This window comes from Glycocaulis sp. (assembly GCF_051859565.1).
Taxonomy (GTDB): domain Bacteria; phylum Pseudomonadota; class Alphaproteobacteria; order Caulobacterales; family Maricaulaceae; genus Glycocaulis.
Genome location: NZ_JBHYFK010000005.1, coordinates 210,516 through 229,354, shown reverse-complemented (window position 1 = coordinate 229,354; position 18,839 = coordinate 210,516). Strand labels below are relative to the sequence as shown.

Annotated in this window: 25 protein-coding genes; 4 read left to right on the top strand and 21 right to left on the bottom strand. The window is 65.4% G+C overall.

Features of this window, described 5'->3' with window-relative positions; all coding sequences use genetic code 11:
- Positions 1 to 5: 5 nt before the first annotated feature.
- The 9 genes from ACTIGC_RS09300 to ACTIGC_RS09260 form a co-directional block, all read right to left on the bottom strand.
- The gene (locus ACTIGC_RS09300) at positions 6 to 1,421 is read right to left on the bottom strand and encodes an outer membrane protein assembly factor BamB family protein (RefSeq protein WP_127565738.1); all 1,416 of its coding nucleotides are present in this window, start codon (positions 1,419 to 1,421) and stop codon (positions 6 to 8) included.
- Positions 1,418 to 2,176, bottom strand: coding sequence for a tetratricopeptide repeat protein (locus tag ACTIGC_RS09295; RefSeq protein WP_439634130.1), 759 nt, complete (start codon positions 2,174 to 2,176; stop codon positions 1,418 to 1,420). The genes ACTIGC_RS09300 and ACTIGC_RS09295 overlap by 4 nt, the downstream gene beginning before the upstream one ends.
- Positions 2,177 to 2,259: 83 nt before the next feature.
- Positions 2,260 to 3,087: a 3-methyl-2-oxobutanoate hydroxymethyltransferase gene (gene panB, locus ACTIGC_RS09290; RefSeq protein WP_439634129.1), complete on the bottom strand. Its 828-nt coding sequence runs from the start codon at positions 3,085 to 3,087 to the stop codon at positions 2,260 to 2,262.
- A 67-nt stretch (positions 3,088 to 3,154) separates the two neighbouring features.
- Positions 3,155 to 3,493, bottom strand: coding sequence for a hypothetical protein (locus ACTIGC_RS09285; protein WP_439634128.1), 339 nt, complete (start codon positions 3,491 to 3,493; stop codon positions 3,155 to 3,157).
- A complete protein-coding gene (locus tag ACTIGC_RS09280; RefSeq protein ID WP_439634127.1) occupies positions 3,490 to 4,032 on the bottom strand; it encodes an RNA polymerase sigma factor in 543 nt (180 codons plus the stop codon). Before ACTIGC_RS09280 ends, ACTIGC_RS09285 begins: the two co-directional genes overlap by 4 nt.
- A 27-nt stretch (positions 4,033 to 4,059) precedes the next feature.
- Positions 4,060 to 4,464 (bottom strand): DUF6249 domain-containing protein, encoded by a 405-nt coding sequence (locus tag ACTIGC_RS09275; protein WP_439634126.1) that lies wholly within the window; start codon positions 4,462 to 4,464, stop codon positions 4,060 to 4,062.
- A gap of 44 nt (positions 4,465 to 4,508) precedes the next feature.
- The gene (locus ACTIGC_RS09270; RefSeq protein WP_439634125.1) at positions 4,509 to 5,093 is read right to left on the bottom strand and encodes an NnrU family protein; all 585 of its coding nucleotides are present in this window, start codon (positions 5,091 to 5,093) and stop codon (positions 4,509 to 4,511) included.
- Between the two features lie 70 nt (positions 5,094 to 5,163).
- On the bottom strand, positions 5,164 to 5,721 hold the full coding sequence (locus ACTIGC_RS09265) for an HAAS signaling domain-containing protein (protein WP_439634124.1): 558 nt from the start codon (positions 5,719 to 5,721) through the stop codon (positions 5,164 to 5,166).
- Positions 5,718 to 6,047 carry a PadR family transcriptional regulator gene (locus ACTIGC_RS09260; protein WP_127565730.1) on the bottom strand — a complete coding sequence of 110 codons (330 nt, stop codon included), beginning with the start codon at positions 6,045 to 6,047 and terminating at the stop codon, positions 5,718 to 5,720. The genes ACTIGC_RS09265 and ACTIGC_RS09260 overlap by 4 nt, the downstream gene beginning before the upstream one ends.
- Before the next feature lie 199 nt (positions 6,048 to 6,246).
- Between ACTIGC_RS09260 and ACTIGC_RS09255 the strand changes: the two genes are divergently transcribed.
- From ACTIGC_RS09255 to ACTIGC_RS09240, 4 genes are all read left to right on the top strand, one after another.
- The gene (locus ACTIGC_RS09255; protein WP_439634123.1) at positions 6,247 to 6,675 is read left to right on the top strand and encodes a hypothetical protein; all 429 of its coding nucleotides are present in this window, start codon (positions 6,247 to 6,249) and stop codon (positions 6,673 to 6,675) included.
- Positions 6,668 to 6,880, top strand: a complete 213-nt coding sequence (locus ACTIGC_RS09250) for a helix-turn-helix transcriptional regulator (RefSeq protein WP_127565728.1) — start codon at positions 6,668 to 6,670, stop codon at positions 6,878 to 6,880. The genes ACTIGC_RS09255 and ACTIGC_RS09250 overlap by 8 nt, the downstream gene beginning before the upstream one ends.
- 280 nt (positions 6,881 to 7,160) lie before the next feature.
- Positions 7,161 to 7,478, top strand: a complete 318-nt coding sequence (locus ACTIGC_RS09245; RefSeq protein ID WP_439634122.1) for a metalloregulator ArsR/SmtB family transcription factor — start codon at positions 7,161 to 7,163, stop codon at positions 7,476 to 7,478.
- Positions 7,475 to 8,458 carry an acyl-CoA desaturase gene (locus tag ACTIGC_RS09240; RefSeq protein WP_439634121.1) on the top strand — a complete coding sequence of 328 codons (984 nt, stop codon included), beginning with the start codon at positions 7,475 to 7,477 and terminating at the stop codon, positions 8,456 to 8,458. Before ACTIGC_RS09245 ends, ACTIGC_RS09240 begins: the two co-directional genes overlap by 4 nt.
- Before the next feature lie 14 nt (positions 8,459 to 8,472).
- On the opposite strand, the gene ACTIGC_RS09235 is transcribed toward ACTIGC_RS09240, so the two are convergent.
- From ACTIGC_RS09235 to gspE, 12 genes are all read right to left on the bottom strand, one after another.
- A complete protein-coding gene (locus ACTIGC_RS09235; protein WP_439634120.1) occupies positions 8,473 to 10,395 on the bottom strand; it encodes an AsmA family protein in 1,923 nt (640 codons plus the stop codon).
- A gap of 85 nt (positions 10,396 to 10,480) precedes the next feature.
- Entirely contained in the window at positions 10,481 to 10,684 is a 204-nt protein-coding gene (locus tag ACTIGC_RS09230) for a SlyX family protein (RefSeq protein WP_439634119.1), read from the bottom strand.
- Between the two features lie 62 nt (positions 10,685 to 10,746).
- The gene (gene gspN / locus ACTIGC_RS09225) at positions 10,747 to 11,490 is read right to left on the bottom strand and encodes a type II secretion system protein N (RefSeq protein WP_439634118.1); all 744 of its coding nucleotides are present in this window, start codon (positions 11,488 to 11,490) and stop codon (positions 10,747 to 10,749) included.
- Positions 11,487 to 11,978 (bottom strand): type II secretion system protein GspM, encoded by a 492-nt coding sequence (gspM, locus tag ACTIGC_RS09220; protein WP_439634117.1) that lies wholly within the window; start codon positions 11,976 to 11,978, stop codon positions 11,487 to 11,489. Before gspM ends, gspN begins: the two co-directional genes overlap by 4 nt.
- Entirely contained in the window at positions 11,975 to 13,195 is a 1,221-nt protein-coding gene (gene gspL, locus ACTIGC_RS09215; protein WP_439634116.1) for a type II secretion system protein GspL, read from the bottom strand. The genes gspM and gspL overlap by 4 nt, the downstream gene beginning before the upstream one ends.
- The gene (gspK, locus tag ACTIGC_RS09210) at positions 13,192 to 14,178 is read right to left on the bottom strand and encodes a type II secretion system minor pseudopilin GspK (protein ID WP_439634115.1); all 987 of its coding nucleotides are present in this window, start codon (positions 14,176 to 14,178) and stop codon (positions 13,192 to 13,194) included. Before gspK ends, gspL begins: the two co-directional genes overlap by 4 nt.
- A complete protein-coding gene (gene gspJ / locus ACTIGC_RS09205) occupies positions 14,175 to 14,816 on the bottom strand; it encodes a type II secretion system minor pseudopilin GspJ (protein ID WP_439634114.1) in 642 nt (213 codons plus the stop codon). Before gspJ ends, gspK begins: the two co-directional genes overlap by 4 nt.
- Positions 14,813 to 15,181 (bottom strand): type II secretion system minor pseudopilin GspI, encoded by a 369-nt coding sequence (gene gspI, locus ACTIGC_RS09200; protein ID WP_439634113.1) that lies wholly within the window; start codon positions 15,179 to 15,181, stop codon positions 14,813 to 14,815. The genes gspJ and gspI overlap by 4 nt, the downstream gene beginning before the upstream one ends.
- Positions 15,171 to 15,677 carry a GspH/FimT family protein gene (locus ACTIGC_RS09195; protein WP_439634112.1) on the bottom strand — a complete coding sequence of 169 codons (507 nt, stop codon included), beginning with the start codon at positions 15,675 to 15,677 and terminating at the stop codon, positions 15,171 to 15,173. The genes gspI and ACTIGC_RS09195 overlap by 11 nt, the downstream gene beginning before the upstream one ends.
- Positions 15,674 to 16,120, bottom strand: coding sequence for a type II secretion system major pseudopilin GspG (gene gspG / locus ACTIGC_RS09190; RefSeq protein ID WP_439634111.1), 447 nt, complete (start codon positions 16,118 to 16,120; stop codon positions 15,674 to 15,676). Before gspG ends, ACTIGC_RS09195 begins: the two co-directional genes overlap by 4 nt.
- A gap of 18 nt (positions 16,121 to 16,138) precedes the next feature.
- A complete protein-coding gene (gene gspF, locus ACTIGC_RS09185; protein WP_439634110.1) occupies positions 16,139 to 17,371 on the bottom strand; it encodes a type II secretion system inner membrane protein GspF in 1,233 nt (410 codons plus the stop codon).
- Complete coding sequence (gene gspE / locus ACTIGC_RS09180) at positions 17,358 to 18,833, bottom strand: type II secretion system ATPase GspE (RefSeq protein WP_439634109.1); 1,476 nt, start codon at positions 18,831 to 18,833, stop codon at positions 17,358 to 17,360. Before gspE ends, gspF begins: the two co-directional genes overlap by 14 nt.
- Positions 18,834 to 18,839 lie beyond the last annotated feature (6 nt).

Here is an 18,839-nt window from a genome sequence, read left to right as displayed (position 1 = left end):
TTTCTCTATCGCAGCGCGATCAGGCGGCCGCTATCGGTCACGATATACACCGTCTCATTGGCAATGACCGGGGCGATAAACACCGGATCACCGAGACTGCGCCGTTCCTGAACCGAGCCATCGGCCGGGTTGATGATAACCAGGTCACCGCGCGAGGATGCGGCCAGCAGGCGGTTACCCGCCAGCACAGGGCCAGCCCAGGCGATGCGGTCACGGCGGCGGCGCTCATTGCGGAACGCTTCAAGCTGGGTAATCCAGACCACGTTCCCCGTCTGACGCTCGAACGCCACCAGCTGCGCTTCACTGGTCAGCACAAACAGGTAATTGCCGGCCAGCCAGGGCGCATGAAGGGCGCTGGCTGGCTGTGTCCAGTTGCGTTCGCCCGTGCGCATGTCGAACGACGCCATGATGCCTGAATGGCTCAGCGCATAGACTTCCGATCCGCCGATCACCGGCGATCCGGCGATGTCATTGATCGAGGACATGGGCGTGAGGCCGCCGGCGCGCGTGAGCGAGTCGCTCCACAGAACCGTTCCGTTCTGCGCACGCAGCGCGATCAGCTCACCGGAGCTGAACGGCGCGACGACGACATCGCCGAGGACCGCAACGCTGGGCGCCGTGAGAAGGCGCGCAGAATCGGCAATCGCCCGGTGCGTCCACTGGATGTTGCCGGACGAGGCGTCGAAGGCGATCAGCTCGTTTTCATGGGTGATCGAGTAAACGCGCCCGTCTGCGACCGTAGGTGCCGCGATCAGCGGCGTGAGCGCCGTTTCGCGCCAGATCTCTTCGCCGTTGGAGGCATTCAGGGCAGCCAGGAAGCGGCGCCCTGTGTGAACATAGACGCGGCCGCCATCAACGGCGATGCCGGCGCCGAACGCATAGCGGTCCGGTCCGCCGCCTTCGCGGCCGATAAACGGAATCGGCAGCGAAATGCCGCCACCTTCGGCGTCGTCCCGGGCGGTCAGGCGAACCTGCCACTGGCGCGCGCCGGTTTCGGCATTGGTGGCTGTCACGCGGCCATCGCCATCGACGGTATAAACCGTTCCGTCCAGCACGACCGGACGGGCATTGATGCGGCGGTCGCGGCTGGAACCGGCCCCGATATCCACGCGCCAGATGCGCTGCAGGCTGCCGCGCGCCTGCGTGTGCTGCATGGAATGGGTCGGGAAACCGTCCGGCTGGGGCCAGCGGTCGTTCACATAGGCAGGCGGCAGGTTAACCCGGCCGTCTCCACTGACTTCCAGGCTTTCGCCGACGCCCAGAACCGGCACGCGCTGATCGCGCGGCGGCGCGTTGGGGTCGTCTCGGCCTCCCCCGGAGAAGGGATTCAGCCGGGACAGCTGCTCACCGGCAGAGCAACCGGCCAGCAAAAAACTGCCCGCCAGCGCCGCCAGCACGGCGATACGAAGGGTAGAAGTCATTCGACAGTATCCTCTTCCTCAGTAGCCGCCTCTGCCGTATCGGGCGTGGCGGCGGCACCTGCAGCGTCCACCTGTTCATCAGCGGACTCTTCGGCGGGCACTTCCTCAGGCGCTTCACGCGCAATCACCGCCAGAGCATCACGCGCCCGGGTACGCATGGCTTCGGAGGCATCAATGGACAGTTGCACGAACTCGTAATGGCGGCGCGCCTCGGCCCACCGCTGGTCGCGCAGCGCCGCTGCGCCGATCAGCTCGCGGGACAGCAGGGCAAAGCCGCTGCCACCAGACACCAGCGGATCCAGGCGAAGGGCCAGATCATCGCTGGACAGCGTGTCAAAGCCGGCTACGGCAGACTGGTAACGGGCGAGGTCCCTGACGAGGGCAACAGGCGAACGCTGGACAGCCTCGTCGTAGAGGCGCGCCGCTTCCTCGTTATTGCCCGCTTCGCTGGCCAAGGCGGCCTGGTGCAGAAGAGCCAGGGTTGCATAGCCGCGCGGGCCTTCACTGGCGAGCAAAGCATAGGCGCTGATGGCCTCTTCTGTCTGCCCGGCCTCATGCAGGGTGCGAGCCTCTGCAAACCGGGTTGAGGCCTGCGCGCTCTCATTATCCTGCCAGGCGCGCCAGCCCTGATAGCCCGCAACACCCGCAATGACGGCCACCGCCGCGCCGAGCACCCACGGGCCCCAGCTGCGCAGCATCTGCATATAGCGCTCTTTGCGCAGTTCTTCTTCTACTTCGTCGAAAACGTCGACCAAGGCCCGCCTCGCAATTCATGCCGGTTCAATGTCCGGCGGACCCTAGCGGCCCTGCAGGGCCGCCGCAATACGCGCAAGCCGCGTTAGGCGCGTGTTATGCGGTAGACCTGATCCGGTCCGGGGAAGCGGCGGGCCCGCACATCGTCCGCATAGGCCTTTACGGCGTCCTCTGTCAGCCCCTTGAGATCGGCATAACGCTTCACAAAGCGCGGCGTCCAGTCGAACAGGCCCAGCATGTCGGGCGTGACGAGAATCTGCCCGTCACAACTGGCCGATGCACCAATGCCAATGGTCGGCGCAGCAACAACTCCTGTAAGCTCTGCAGCAAGGTCCTCCGCGACGCCCTCGACAACGATGGCAAAAGCGCCAGCCGCATCGGCGGCCCGCGCCTCGTTTAGCACCCGGGCGCGTTCGTCCTCACTGCGCCCTTTGGCCTTGAACCCGCCTTCTGCAAGCGCTGCCTGCGGACGCAGGCCCACATGCGCCATGACGGGGACGCCCCTGTCGACCAGATAGCGGATGGTATCGGCGATATAGACACCGCTTTCAAGCTTCACCGCCTGTGCGCCCGTTTCCCGCAATATCCGGGCAGCATTCATGAAGGCCTGCTCCGGCGAGGCCTCGTAGCTGCCAAACGGCATGTCAACGACCACCATGGCCCGGCTGGCCCCGCGCATCACCGCCTGGCCATGCAGGATCATCATGTCCACCGTGACCGGGATCGTGTTGGGCAGGCCGTGCACCACCATCCCGACCGAGTCGCCAACCAGCAGCACATCACAATGCGGATCGAGCAGGCGCGCCGTGGGCGCATCATAGGCCGTGAGGCAAACAAGCGGCTCGCCCCCCTTGCGCGCCCGGATGTCCGGCACACCAATGCGTTTTACGGGGGCAGGGTTCTGGGCCGACATGAGCTACTCCGTGCTTGGCAGGTGCCGGCACGCTAACCCAAGTTCGCAATAGCACAAATTGGCCGCCTCACAAGGTCAGGTTCCCGCGCCGGAAAAGCACCAGCGTCGCAGCCCCCAGCCCCACCGCAACAATGCCCATGGCAAGAGCCTGTGCGCCCATCGTGTCAATAGCCGCAACGCCCAGACCCGCCGCAATCCTGTCCATCGCGAATACAAGTTCGGGCAGCTGCAAGCTGGTCACCAGCACGCCAAGCATGCCGGCCAGCACCAGAATCACCGGCCGCAGCCAGCCGGTGCGCGGCAGGGCAGCAACGACACTCGCCGTAAAGGCGTCGTCAGGCAGCGGCGACATGGCCTCGAACCGGCCAAGCAGCTCCTGCTCGAAGAGGTCATCTGATCGGGTCATGCCGCACTCTCCTGTCTGTCAAACCAGTCCTTCAGCCGGGCACGGCCCCGGCTGACATGGGATTTTACCGTCCCCAGCGGCAGGCCGGTAATAGTTGCGGCGTCCGCATGGCTCAGCCCTGCCGCGTAGCAAAGCACAACGCAGTCGCGCTCGTCATCGCCCAGCACGGCCAGTGCGCGGTCAAGATCCAGCCGGGCGCCCGGCTGCCCTGCAGATACCGATGAGGGTTCAGGCTCGCGCGCTGCTGTGTCCAGCAAACGCTGGTGCGATTTCTGCTTGCGCAGCCCCATCAGGAAACGGCTATAGGCGATCTGGCACAACCAGGACCTGAAACTGCCCTGACCGCGATAGGTGTCGATACGCCGCCATGCTTGGACGAAGGTTTCCTGGGCCAGATCATCGGCATCCGGCGCGCCCCCGGTCAGGCGGGCCAGCAATCCGCGCACCACGCTTTGATGGCGCGAGACCAGTGCGCCAAAAGCGCGCCGGTCCGAGCCTGCTACCACACGCGCGACGAGCGCTTCGTCTGTCTCAGACATGACGCCTTACCCGAGGCCCTGGGCCCCTCAATCGCCTGACCTGTCCGGCCGTCTCTTCTGAAACAGGCCGAAACCGGCCAGAACCAGACCGATAAAGCCGGGGATGGCTGCTACACCAGCGAACACGAAAGCAAGTGTTGGCTCCCCAGCCTGCGTCGGGATCGTCTGGCCAAACATATAGCCCATCACGACCAGGCCAGCTGCGACCGCGATGAGGATCATGCCAGATTTGAGGTCGTTGCCCTCACCCTGCTTTTTCGGCGCGCCCAGCGCCTTGATGGCATCCGAGTCGAGCGTTTTGCCCTGACGCAGCGCCTCTCGCACGGTCTCATGCAGATTAAAGCGATTGATGACCGCAGCACCCACCGCGATCAGCACAACCATCACACCTGCCATAAAAAATGCGATGGGTATCAGGATATCTTCGTCCATCTTCGTCTCCTGTTGGCGCCCGGCTGCCGGGCACTGAATGAAGACTAGATGCCTGGCGCGTAGGGATCGGATGCAAACTCGACGACAGCGACGCCAAATAAATCCATGTGGAACCAGGCCAGCAGGCCCGAGGCGATGAGGCCGATCACAATGGCCACCGCATCAGCAGCCCATTTGCCCTCGGTGGCAAAGCTGCCACCGAGGGCATAGGCGCTGATGAGGGTCAGTAGCGCCCAGACCGCAAAACTGCCGAACAGGATGAAGCTGGCGATCTCACCATTGGCAACAAGGTGCGCCACGGCCCAGAACAGTACGCCCAGTGTCATCGGGTGGCGCAGCGCCGAGCGAATATGGCCGGGAAGATAAGCCGACACGATCAGGATAATGCTGACCGGCACCAGAACCAGAGCGAGGGTGCGGGTCCATTCGGGCGGCGCCCAGACTGCCGTCGACGGGTGGGCAAGTATGTGGCCGTACACGATGAGGGCGAGGCCAATGGCACTGACCAGCGAGTAGACAATCGAATACGCGCCCTGGCCCATTGCCGCGATCATCGGCCCGCGCAACCCTACGAGGCGGACGGAGTGAATTCCCAGAAACAGTGCCAGTCCGACAATCAGGAATTCCATCAGCCCGCTCCCAGCGACGTGAATCGTCTCGGTGCAACCCTAAGGCAAAGCGCGCGGAACCGGCAGAGGCTTATCGTGTACCGGAAACAGGTGAAGTCCGGGATGAGGCTTTCATGTAACGGCCCGCCTCGCGGAGAGCCGCCCGGGCGGACACATAGCTGAGCAGAGCTGTTGCCAGGGCCGCCGCGAGAGATGCCAGGGACAGCCAGGCGCCTGCAAGCTCCTGCGCCCTCGACGTCATGCCGGCAAGGCCGAAATAGACCGCGCCAGAGGCCGGGTTGACCCAGATTCCGAAGGCCGGCACCAGAATGTCGATGATGGCCACCGCCACAAAGAGAACGGCAAGCAGGCCCATCACCACACTGCCAAGAAAACTGCCCGCTGCCGTCCACACGCTGCGCTCTTCGGCACTGGCGCCAGCGGGCTCTTCCAGAAACTGGCAGGCATAGGACTCGGGCGGCCCGAACGCCGCCAGCGTCGCTTCCAGGCGTCCTGCCTGCGCGCTTGCTTCGAGATGGGTGCAGGCCTCCTGAACGATATCGCTCCGGTCGTCCTCCGGCATTGATTTCAGCGCGGCGCGCAATGCGGCTGCGTAGGCTGTTATATCTTGCTGCTGGTTGCCCATCATGCCCTCACGATCAGATTAAGCTGCGTCTGGAATTCGCTCCAGAACCCGGCCATGCCATCAACCGCCTCCCGGCCCGCCTTGGTCAGCGAATAATATTTGCGCGGAGGCGCGTTGTCATTGACTTCCCACCGGGCCTGCAGACGCCCGTCTGACTGAAGCCTGCGCAGCAGCGGATAAACCGTGCCCTCCGACAGGCCGACGCTGTCTGCCCCGGTCAGGCGCGCGACAAGCTCCACGCCATACAGTTCCCCGTCACGCAGGGCGGACAATACAGCAAATTCCGCCGCTCCCTTGCGCATCTGGGATTTCCAGGAATCGAGATTCATCGTTTGCCGTGCTGGTTTCCGGAGCGCCCTGCCTGTCCGTATCTAGCTGGCAATTCCACGTAATTGCAACGTTCACGCACAAGCCAGCCCTGCGCAAAGCCCACGCCCGATTGAAGGCAGTAATTTTTCACTTGATGTTCTATATTTTTAACATCATGTTCGCGACGGATTACATATTTGGCCGCTTTGGAGGTTGAAAATGAGCGAGCGCGAACAGTTTTCATGGGTATGGTTGGGGGCTTTGACCCTGTTTTACGGCGGCTATTTCGTCGTGATCACGGTTCTCGAAGCGGCGGGGGAGGTAGGCCTGTTCACCCGCCTCGGCCTTTTGACAGCGGCGGCGGCAGCATCCGGACTGGCGCTTGGTATCAACGCCCTGGTGGCACGCAGCCGGCGTGAGCCCGGCGAAGAGACAAGGCCGGACGAGCGCGACCGCGCGATCCGCAGCCATGCCCGCTCTGTGGCCTATGGCGTGCTGCTGACGGGAATGATCCTCGTCGGGTGTGTGATGCCATTCGGCGCGACGGAATGGGAAATTGTCCAAGCCACGATATTCGTGATCGTCATTGCAGAGATCGTCAGCTGCAGCGTGGTGGTGGCCAGCTATCGGAGGGGCTGGCGTGTCTGAGCCAAAGCTGACCAATCAGGTGAAGACGCTACGCTTCCTCGCCGGGGAGATGACGCAGTCGGACCTCGGCAAGCGCGTCGGCGTCACCCGCCAGACCATCGCAGCCATCGAGGCAGGCAAGTACTCGCCAACGCTGGAGACCGCCTACCGGATTGCCGACGTGTTCGGCAAATCCATTGAAGACGTATTCCCCTGGGAGCGGTAGCGCCGCGCTAATCAGGCCGTCCGAACGCGGCTCGATCTGGGAGCCTGTCTTCACGAACTCCTTGTCGTCGCGGGCAAGGGTGGGCGGCAGCCAGTCGGTAAAGGCGGGCTGCGTTCACGCGGGGCGCGCCTCCGGGCATTTTCCACATCGCCGCAGCCTAGCGCCGGGCCCTGCCCCCGCAGGCCTCAGATTTGTGACGGGTGGCCCGGGGGTCGTCACAGCGATCACGACCCACGATTTCTTCTTGCACTTTCATACTTTCCTATTTAGGAAATTACGCATGGAAAAGGCATTCAAGGCACTCGCGTCCAATCCGCGCCGACGGATTCTCAACCATCTTGCCGGTGGCCCGATGACGGTCGGCGAGATCGCCGCCAAGTTCGACATGACGCTGCCCTCGATCTCCAAGCATATTTCGGTGCTCCATGATGCGGGGCTCCTGCACCGCCAGAAACGCGGGCAGGAGGTCATCTATTCGATCGCGGCCGATAGCCTTGCCAACAATCTTTATGCCTTCCTCACCCCCTTTTGCCCTGAAGCGCGGGCGCTGGCTGCGGAACGCAAGCTCACCCCACCCGACGAGGAGGAAGTGCAATGAGCGTTGTTCAGGGAGAAGCCGCCAGCGGGGCCTTCAAGGTCAATTCCCTGTCCGGCCTTGAAGAGGCAGATGCCGGGAGCGGACGGCTGGTATGGGACTGGCCCCGCTCGATCTGGAATATGTCCTTCATCGCGGGCGCGCTTATCCTTGGCCCGCTCTTCTTCACGTGGAGCGGATTTGCGGTCTTCCTGATCCTCTCCGGTTTCACCCTGTGTGTCGGTCATTCGGTCGGCTTTCACCGCCGTCTCATCCACCACACTTTCGACTGCCCCAAATGGCTCGAACGCGTGATGGTCTATGTAGGCGTTCTGGTTGGCATGGGCGGTCCCCTGTGGACAGTCGGCCTGCACGACATTCGCGACTGGGCGCAGCGTCAGGAGAACTGCCACTGGTTCCTGCGCCACGGGAAACCCGCTCTGCTGGACGGGTTCTACTATCTCAACTTCCGGCTGGTCTTTGACAAGCCGCCGAAATTCGACGCCGGGCCCGGCATCAGCGACGACCCCTTCTACGTGTTCCTTGAGAAGACATGGATGCTCCACCAGATCCCGGTTGCGCTGATCCTGTTCGCGCTTGGCGGCTGGTCATGGGTGGTGTGGGGCGTAATCGTGCGGGTGGCGGTCTGCTTCACCATGCACTGGTATATCGCCCATGTTGCCCATCGCCGCGGCCATCAGGACTGGCATGTCGAAGATGCCGCCGTGCAGGGTTACAACATTGCGTGGCTGGCGATCCCGACCATGGGCGAAAGCTGGCACTGCAACCACCATGCCTTCCCGGCCTCGGCCCGGCACGGTCTTTATCCGGGGCAGATCGACTGGGGCTATGACTTCATTCGTGTGCTGGCATGGCTGGGTCTGGCGAAGAACATCCAGCTGCCCGCCAACCTGCCGCCCCGCTCTGCCATCACGCCACTCACAGACCGGGCGTTAAGCATCGCTGCACCCGGACAGGCTGAGCTTTCCGGCAAGAAGGGTTGATCACGGCTCCGCTCTCACTCACCCTCCGCCGCCTCCGTTTGCCCCAGCAGGCGTTCGCACACGCCGCCATCCACCGTGTCGATCTGGACCGTGCCCAGCACAGCGGCGAGCGGGGTGAGGAAAATACCAAGAGCGACCGTGGCTGCGCCGCGCAGATAGGTCTCGTCGTCGGGCGCAATTTCCGGATCGCGGAAGCGGCCGCCAATATTGATCGGCCCGCCCAGCGAGCCGATATTCGGGCTGGTATCGCGGGCCTGCACCCTCAGATCAAAGCGCTCGCGCCGGAAATCGAACCGGCCTTCGCCATGGATCTGGCTGTCGGGGGTGGCCACGAGCAGCGTTTCGGCCTCGCCTATGCCGTCGGTGACAGCGATGTCGGCCACGCCGCAAGAGGTCGCCACCGTCTCGTCGCTGGCAAAGATGTAGTTGAGCAGGTCGAGCCCGATCAGCTCCAGCGTGCGCCGCGAGATGGAGCCCTCGTCCAGTAATGCCCGGATGCGGCCATTTGAGGTGGCCATGGCGCGGCGGATGCTGTCGCCGGTCCCGACGAGGCTTATATCACCGGAGAACGTGCCCTCAATCCGGTCATTGGGGATGAAGTCTTCCAGACGGATGCCCGAGAATGTGCCATCGGCGGAGGTTATGGTGTCTTCCCCGCGCGCATTGACCTCCACCCGCGTGACAAGGCGGCCGCCGCGGAAACCGAACTCCAGCGGCTCGAAGAGCAGCACCCTGTCGTCAAGCGTGATGATTGTGGAGACTTCCGTCAGGGCCTGGCCTGCGCCGGTCACCTCGCGCCCCTCAAACACCAGCCGCCCGTCCACGCCGGAAATCCGCTCCACAGCCAGCGGCGCGCGTGGAAAGATGCGGCCTTCATCGCGCAGGGCACGCGCCTGCGCTCTCGCCAATTCGCTTTCGCTCATATCGTCGGGATCAATGGCCGGCGCGCCGATAAGCATGCCGATATCGTTGAAATCCAGCGAATCCGAGCTCAGTTCGGCGTCTACAAAGGGCCGATCCCTGCCGGTGTCGTAGTCAAGCTGGCCGGAGAGATCGCTATCGCCCACCACGCCCTCGATATTACGCGCCTGCCAGACATCATCCACGCGGGCCAGATCGAGGCTGAGATCATAGGGCGAGGTGTCGGGCGCCGGGATGCCGGTGAAGTCATAAATCTCGCGCAAATTCTGCCCGCGCAGTACCAGCGCGCCCGCAACCTCGCGGAAGCTGCCGCGCGCGCCCAGCCGTCCGTCAAATAGAAAGCGGGTCTCGCCGCCTTCGATATCGAGGCGGAAGGCAAAGCTCTGATCGGGATCGCGCAGGCGCATCACCCCGTCACCCTCGCCGGTGAAACTCAGCGGACGGCCCCGCATTTCGCCTTCGCCGGAGATCGCGGTGCGGTCTGCGCCTTCCTGGTCCTCGGCGACAACCGAGTCGAGATTCGCGGTAAAGGACACCTCTCGCGCCGCGTTGCGGTAGACCACCTGGCTTTCAACGAGATGCAGTGCGCCGACGATGGGGATGCGGCCCTGCCCGTCCTCGCGGCCAAAACCCCAGTTATTGTGGCCCTCCTCGTCCACGCTGAGGCGCAATTCCATGCCCCTGATCCACGCTTCACGCAAATTCACCCGGCCGCGCAAGAGATCAAGTACCGCCACGTCCGCGACTGCACGCTCCAGCGTGATGAAATACTCATCACCGGTCCAGTCCTCGTTGGAAACGGTAACACTGTCGAAGCGGACGCGGGGCACGAAGTTCCACCGCCAGCTGACCGCCAGTGGCTCGTTGATCGTCACCTGCCGGTCGAGCGCGCGCGACACGCGGGTCTCGACCGGGCCGCGCAGCCAGTCCCACCCCGCCAGCTGGATCACAAGGACCAGCGCAAGGCACGCCGCTAAGACAAGGGCCACAAGGCCGACAAGGATGCGCACGAACATGACGGAACCGGAAAAGCGGACACGTCTAAACTAAGCGCACGAGGCGGCGCGCGGTTCCCTGCAGCGTCAGATGAAGGTGTGGTGCTCAGTAATGCGGCGGCTTTTCAGACGCGGCGGCGGGCAGGCCCGCCTCCAGCTCCGCAATCCGGCTGTCAGAGCGGTGAAGCTGGGCTTTCAGCCGTTCGATGTCCTTCTGCTGCAGCGCCAGTGCCTCGGACAGATCGTCAATGGCCTGTTGCTGCTGGGCTATGTGAATCTCAAGGGTGTCAAGGCGGGTGGTGTCGGTCATGAGGCAGCTCGCTTGTCTTCACACTGGCCGGATTTGCGGAGTGACGGGCCGTCAGCGGCAGGTCAGCGCGCATCCCAGCCGGTCTGGCCTTCGCTGCGCAAGGCGTCACCGCTGCCATCAAACCCGATAGAGCGCAAGACCATTGCCATTGTGCCGGTACGCGGCTCGGCATTCAGCGACCAGCTCGCCGCCTCTGGTCCGAACCGAACATGGCCGTCAATGCGGACATCTGCCGTTTCGCCGGCAAACCGAATGGCGGGCAGGCTGCCCGCACACTCCAGACTGCCATCGAGAACCGGCAAGCTGCCTGCGCCGCCTGTATCAAGGGACAGCAGCCCGCCAAAGCGGACGCCGCCGGAGGCCGTCTCGCAGCCACGCGGCCCGAAACGGGCCTGGACATCGGAAAACACCAGAGGTTCGCCAAGCGCCGCCCGGCCAGGCCCGGCAAGGGGAACAAGGCCAGCAGGCAAAACGCGTCCGGACAGGCCGTGCAGCTCAACGCCGCCATCGCCAAATACAACGCGCCCGTCGCCGCGCCCGCGCGGGTCTGAAATCCGCACCTGCAGGGCCGGGCGGCCTTGTAGCAGCGAGACCGCGTCCAGCGCGCCCTCCACGTGTGCCAGATGCACGGAGCGGACCTGCACCGCGTGCCATTGCCCGCTCCAGATCGTGCCGGTTATCTGGGCTGCCTGAACGCCGCGAGGCTGGAGAAGCAGCGCATGAAAGACGCTGGCAGGCATCAGGGCGATGGCCGCTGCAACAAACGCGATGACACCGGCGACGGCCAGCAGGATGGTGCGCCTCATGCGCCGCTCCTTGCGAGCAAGAGCTGGGCGCGCAGTTCGCCTCCCCGCCCCGCCTGCTCGATACCCGCGCGCACGACAATCACGCCATGATCGCGAGAGAGTGTCTCCAGCCAGCCCATCAGGCGGGGACCATCCGCACTGTCGATCCAGATATTCAACCGCCCAGCGTCGTCAGGCAGCACACGCGACAGCACTATCCCCGCGCGGCTGGCAGACCCGGCCACGACGCTGCGCACCGGCTCGCGTTCCAGAACCGTGTCTGCGCCGGAAGCTGTCAGGGCGGCGAGGCGGGCGGTGCCAGCGCCAATCTGCCGGTAATCACCGGCCGCGGCGACATAGGCCGTGCGGGCGCTCTCACGCCAGCTCAAGGCCGGTTGAAACGCGCCAAACCAGACAAGGCAGGCCATCGACAGCACCCCGGCCATAATCAGGAGGCCCTGCTCGCGGACGCTCAGGCGTTGCCAGCGCGATTTAAGAGCTTCGATCATTCGCGCCACCTCACGACAAACTCACCGCTGACCCCGTCCGCGCCCTGACGCGCTCCGGCATCGGCGACAATCAGACCTGCCGCCTCACCCGCACCGCGCAGTGCCTCGAAATCGTCGAAGCTGCGGTATCGGGCTGATACGGAGAGAGCTGCCTGCCCCGCCTCAAACCGCACGGCCACGACCTCGATGCCAGGCATGTCTTGCAACGCTTCAGCCAGCGCGCCCGCCAGGAGCAGGAAGCCAGCGCCGCCTGTGTCGACGGCTTCAAGCTCACGCAGGTGTTGAGCCATCTGGACACGCGGATTGACGATGCGGCGGGTATCAGGGAAGGCCTCGGCAAACGCCAAGCGGCCTGCCTCCTCATAGCGCCGGGCTTCACCGGCAAGCCACGCAGCCTCAGCGCCAATGCCCGCCAGAGCGAGAGCGGCGGCTACACCGGCAAGCCCGGCCACACGCCGCCACGGTTTCAGCAGGGCCGGCCAGTCCAGCGAGGCGGCAAGGCGCGCGCCAAAGAGCGCTGGCATGAGCTGTAATTGCGTAATACCGAGGCTGGCCGCCGCCTGCACGGGATCCAGCGGCCCGGTACGATGGAGAGGGAGTTGCCCGGGCTGTAACCCGTCATTGCCCTCCCCGCCCGCCAGAGATATGCGCGAAGGCTGATGGCGGGCGATCAGCGCCGGGATCATCATGTCTGCCAGCGCTTCGGGGATGCTGCCCGCTGCGTCCTCAGCGCCCGTACGATAGCGCCAGAGCAGGCTGGATCCGTGTGCCGCGAGCGCAAGTTCGCCCTCCGCCGGGTCAAGCAACAGGGCTTCGCTGATGGCGAAGACCGGGCGGATGGCGAGCGCCTCCAGAGCGCTCTGCCAGCGCTCGGCGAGAGAGGCATCAAGGGCGGCGACCCAGCGTGCGCCGCTCTCATCGGCTGCGCCGCAGGCGATGCGCTGCGTGTCGAGCGGGGTGGCGAGGTATTCTTCCAGCGCAAAGGGCGCTGCCTGCCGGGCGGCATTGTCGCTACGCGCAGGCATGACAAGGCGGCGCATATGGACATGGCCCGCCGGGATAATCGCGATTGTGGCCGAAACCGCAGTGCCAGCCGGCAATGTGAAAGTGCCCAGACCCTCGCCAGCAGCCAGCAAATCGCCGAAGGCACTGCATAGCGCCCAGCGAAGCGCGTCGTCTGGCTCGGCGGGCAGGTTTATGATCAGGCGCGCGCTCACAGAACAGCTCCCTGCACGGGCGTCAGGCGCGAAAACCGCCCCGCCCGGTCGATGCGCACGGTCTGGATGCGCGACAGGCGCGCTTCGCCGAGCCGCACCTCCACCTGCAACTCAAACCATTCCGAGCGCAGCGCCACCGCGCTTGCCGGGCGCTCCTCCGCGCTCAAGGGCGCGAAGGCGGGATCAGCCCAGAGTGCCTCAAGGCTTTCAAATCCGGTCGTCGGCCTGCGGAACAGGGCCTGCCCGGCGGCCTGCACGCTCACCGCGCCTTCGGTAATTGCGGTGATGAGAACGGCCTCCTCCCGGCGCAGCGTGTTGACGTTCAGCGCGGGCTGCACGCTCGTCGGCAGGGCGCACAGATACGGCGCGGCGCGCATATAAAGCGCGCGGTTCATCACCGGCAGCAGGCGCAGCTCGGACAGCTCGGCAAAGGGCTGATTGGCGGCGCGGAACGGTTCGGATCGCGCCAGATAGGTGTCGTCCTCGGCGCCGCCCGGGCGGGGCGTGCGGTCAACATCAATCCAGTCGGCGGCCTGCGCGATCAGGCTTTCGGCGTCGCCGGGCGGTACGCCCAGCGCCGCCAGAAGCGCGCGCATGCGGGCGGCCGCCAGCCGGTCTGCCTCTCCATCGCCGCCTTGCGTGTGCAGGGCGTTGATATTCAGGCAGTTATTGCGGTCGCGCACGCGGGCGGCCATCTCGCCATTATCGAGCGGGAAGATGCGGATTTCCCCGTCCCACGGCCCTGCAGGGGTGAAACGCTGGTCTGCATCCCCTGCGAAGCGCGCAATCAACACTTCGCCGTAACTCACCGCGCCGTCGAGATAAGCGGCGGCCTGCAGACGGTCCTCGATCACCCCGGTGCGCTGCAGATGGCCGCGCATCATCTCCACCAGCGACACGCTGACCGCCGCCATGAAGGCGACGACCATCAGGGCCGTGATGAGCGCTGCCCCGCGCTCTGTCTCCTCGCGCCGCGCGTTCATGAGGAACCTCCTGCGGCGACGGTAAGAGCGATATGTTCAATCTCTCGGCCCAGGGCGTCGGTATAGATCAGCCGTATGGAGTCCGGCATTGGCACCTCGCCGGAGGACCCCGGACGCACCGGAGCGTCCAGCCAGTTGCGGCCATAGCGGAAGCTGACGGAAACGTCTTCAAGGCCTTCGGCCAGCACCATGGTCTGCGGCCGCGAGGCGGGGGCCATATCGGCAGACAGCCATGTCTCGCGAAGCAGCACGCCGTTCTCAACGCGCCAGATGACACGCACCAGGCTGGAACGGTCTGCCGCCTCGCCCGGATTGGCCCTGCCCCGCCGGGTGAAGGCCGCCAGATGGCCGCCAGCCTCATCGTCCAGTGAAAAGAATGTGACGCTGCGCCCGGAGAGCGCCGCGCCGCCATAGCCGCCGTCTTCCGTGCGGTGCGGGCGCATCAGCATGTGGGCCGCATCATCACGCCAGAGCGCGCGGACCTGCTGCAGCTGCGACAGGCGTTCCATGGCCGCTTCCTGCCGCTCGCGGGCATCGATTGTGGTAACGAGAAGCCCGGTCGACATCGTGCCGATCAGCGCGAATACGCTTAAGGCCACCATGACCTCGACAAGCGTGAAACCGGCGTCGCGCGTCATCGCTCTGCCCGCTCGAAATGGGTCAGCGTGAAAGCCGAAGAGCGGGTGAAATGGCCTGCAGGCGAGAGCTCGAGGTTGACGGCAACGAGGCCCGCCTCCGGGGTCGGGCTGACCGCGATGCGCCAGGCATAGTCCCGTCCGGCAAACGCATACTGGCCGGAGGCATCGCGCGGCGGACCAGTGCGCTCCAGCCGCCATTCGGCCATCACATTTTCTGCGGCCAGCGCCGCCAGCGCCCGGTCCTCGGCGAGCGTCGCCGCGCGTGCTGACTGGGTGAGCGCTTGCACCAAAGCGAGCCCGGCTATCGCCAGCACGACGAGGGCAGCGAGCATTTCCACAAGCGAGAAGCCTGCATCAGCGCGCATCGCTCACCTCCACTGGACGCAAGGCAGAGACGGTCAGGCGATAATCCCGGCCAGCGCCTCTGAGCTCGAGCACTATCGGCGGCTCGCTGCCCAGCGGATCGAACCAGAAATCGGGAACCGGCAAAGCATTGCCTGTTGCAGCGTTAACGGTCTGCCCGCCAGCGAGGGTGAGCCGTACGCTCTCTGCCAGCCGCGCCGGGCCGAGCGTGCGGTGGCCATGGCGCACCCGCCAGCCGTCGCGATGCAGGTCCATGAAGGCATAGCCCCCGCCATCGGCGTCTACCGACACACCGATCAGGCTGCCCGTCACCAGCACGTGGTGGCGCGCCATTTCAAGGCGCAGGGCGAGCTGGCCTGTCTCTTTTTCAGCGGCGCTGCGCGGCGGCGTGATCTGCGTCACCGCCACCACCGAGACAAGCGCAATCACGGCGATGACCACCATCACCTCAATGAGCGAAAATCCGCTCTCATGGCGCTGGCGGCGGGCTTTGCTCATCGCGAAGTCCAGTTGCCTATGTCTGCGTTATTGCCGTCCCCGCCGGGCCGGGCATCGGCGCCCAGTGACCAGACATCAAACCGGCCATGTTCGCCCGGCGACATATACTGGTACTGCCCGCCCCACGGGTCCTCGGGCAGGCGATTGATATAGCCGCCTTCGGGAAAGCGCGCGGCAAGGCGCGGATCGGCGGGCGCCGTCACCAGCACCTCAAGGCCTTCATCGGTTGTGGGGTAGCGGCCCATATCGAGGCGGAACATCTCGATCGCCTGCTCGATGCGGCCAATGTCTGCGCGCGCCTTCTCGATGCGGGCGCGGTCCTGGCTTGGCAGCACGTTCAGCACCACCACCGTCGCCAGAAGGCCGATGATCACGACCACCACCATGATCTCGACCAGCGTGAAGCCGGCTTCGGTATCCTTTGAGCGTGTCGGCACGCGCATGTCAGGCCTCCTTCAGGATCAGTTGAGCGCCAGCGTGTTGAGCTGGAGGATGGGCAGGAGAATGGAGAGCACGATCAGGGCAACGACCGCGCCCATGACGATGATGATCGCAGGCTCAAGCAGGCTGAGCGCAGTGGAGCTCGCCGCTTCCAGCTCGCCTTCCAGCTGGTCGGCGGCGCGCGGCAGCATGGTCTCCAGCGCGGCGGAGCGCTCGCCTGCTGCAATCATGTGCAGGGTCAGGGCGGGCAGGAAGCGCGCGCCTTCCAGCGAGGACGAGAGCGTGCGGCCTGTCTCCACCTCAGCCGCGACCGCATCGAGCGCCGCGCCGATATGGGTGTTGGTGGCGGCCTTGCGCGCTGCCCGAAGAGCATCCGGCAGCACCGTTCCCGCCGCCAGAAGGACGCTTAACGTCCGGGCAAAGCGCGCCGCCTCCAGCTTGCGCAGGAAGCCGCCCAGAAGCGGCACGGAGAGGCTTGCCCGGTCCAGCCGGGCGCGTATGGCCGGACGGCGAAGGAGCAGCCTGACGGCCACTACAGCGAGCGCCAGCGCGATGAGCAGGAACAGCCATCCAGCCTGCAGGAATTCCGACAGGGCGATCACGGCGCGCGTGAGCGCCGGGAGTGTAATGCTCATCGTGTCGAACTGGGCGGCAAGGCGCGGCACGATGGCGACCATCAGCACGCAGATCACGGCCATCGCCGTCACAGCCAGAGCGCTGGGATAGATGAGCGCGGTCATCACCTTGCGCGACAGGGCGGCAGACTTTTCCAGATGCGTGGCCAGCCGGTCGAGCACTTGGCCCAGCGCGCCGGAGCTTTCACCGGCGGCCACCATGGCGCGGTAGACGGGTGGGAAGCTTGCCGGAAAACCGGCCATCGCCGCCGACAGGCGCTCCCCCTCCAGCACCCTTTCCCGCAAGGCAATAAGGATGCGGCGCGCCTCCGGCCTTGTTGTCTGGGCGGACACCACCTGCAGCGCTTCGGCAAGCGGCAGGCCTGCCTCCACCAGCGTCGCCAGCTGGCGCGTCATCAATAGCCGCGCGGAGGCGGGCATGGATGGCGCACGCCGGAACGCCGAGAGGCTAAACCCAGCCGGCCCGGCGCGGCGGGTGTCATCGGCGCGTTCAACGCTCAAAGGGGCCAGCTGCCTGCGGCGCAGCTCTGCGCGCGCTGCCGTGCCAGACGCCGCCGAGATGACGCCGCGCGTGCGGCGGCCGCTTGTGTCCAGCGCGCTATATTCAAAGGCGGGCATCGCGTTCGCCCTCCTCCCGGCACACCCGCAGCACTTCCGCAAGCGTCGTCACACCGGTGCGCGCCAGCTCCAGCCCCGCCTCGAAAAGCCCGCCCCCGCGGGCAAAGGCATGACGGGCGAGCCCTGCCTCGCGGGCATTATCGTGGATCAGGCCGCGCAAGGCCTCGTCGACCATGATGATCTCATAGACGCCCTGCCGCCCGGCAAAGCCGCTATGGTGGCAGGCCTCGCACCCGCGCGGCGCATAGAGCGTCAGCGGACCGGAGACGCCCGCCAGCGCCTTTTCGCGCTCGCTTGCCTCGTACGGCTCATGGCAGTGCGGGCAGAGGCGGCGGACAAGGCGCTGGGCCAGAACCGCGCTTAGCGTGCTGGCGAGCAGATAGCTCTCAATGCCCATATCGCGCAGGCGTGCAATCGCGGCAGCCGCCGAATTGGTGTGGACGGTGGAGAGGACGAGGTGGCCTGTCAGGCTGGCCTGCACGGCGATGCGGGCGGTCTCGCCATCGCGTATCTCGCCGACCATGACCACATCCGGGTCCTGGCGCAGTATGGCGCGCAATCCGGCAGCAAACGTCATCCCGACGCGGGTGTTCACCTGCGTCTGGCCGATGCCATCGACGGCATACTCCACCGGGTCCTCGATGGTGAGGATGTTACGGGTCTGGTCGTTGAGGGCGCTCAGGCCGGCATAGAGCGTGGTCGTCTTGCCGGAGCCTGTCGGGCCGGTGACGAGGATGATGCCATTGGGCTGGTCCAGCGCACGGCGATAGCCTGCTGCGACGCCCGGCGGCATGCCAAGCGCATCAATCGCCATCAGGGCGCTATTTTTCTCCAGAAGGCGCATCACCACCCGCTCGCCATGGCGCGATGGCAGGGTGGAGACGCGCACATCGACGCCGCGCCCGGCAAGGGTGAGCGTGACCCTGCCATCCTGCGGCACACGCCGCTCGGCAATGTCGAGCCGGGCCATCACCTTCAGGCGGGAGACGAGCGCCGGCGCCAGATGCGGCGGCAGGCTGACGCGTTCGTCCAGCACGCCATCAAGGCGGAAGCGGACCGATACGCGGTCCTCAAACGGCTCGACATGGATGTCGGACGCCCCTGCCCTTATGGCATCGGCCACAAGGCCGTTGATGAGGCGGATGACCGGCGCCTCGGAATCGGATGCCAACAGGTCTTCAGCCTGCGGCATGTCCTCGATCAGCCGGGAGAGGCTGTCGCCCTGCCCGGCTTCCTCGCGCGAGGCGCTAACCGCATTGGCGGCGTAGATTTCAGACAGGGCCCGGTCAAAGGCAGCATCGGTGAGCGTACGCACCGGCGCCACGATCCCCGCCGCCCTCACCGCTTCGCCAAGGGCCAGCACATTCGCGTCCTGACGCATCAGGATTCCCGGCGTCTCGCCGGGTTGGAAGGCGATGCCGTTCTCGCGTGCAAAGGCGTATGTGAGAAGGCCCGGTGCCATGCCTGC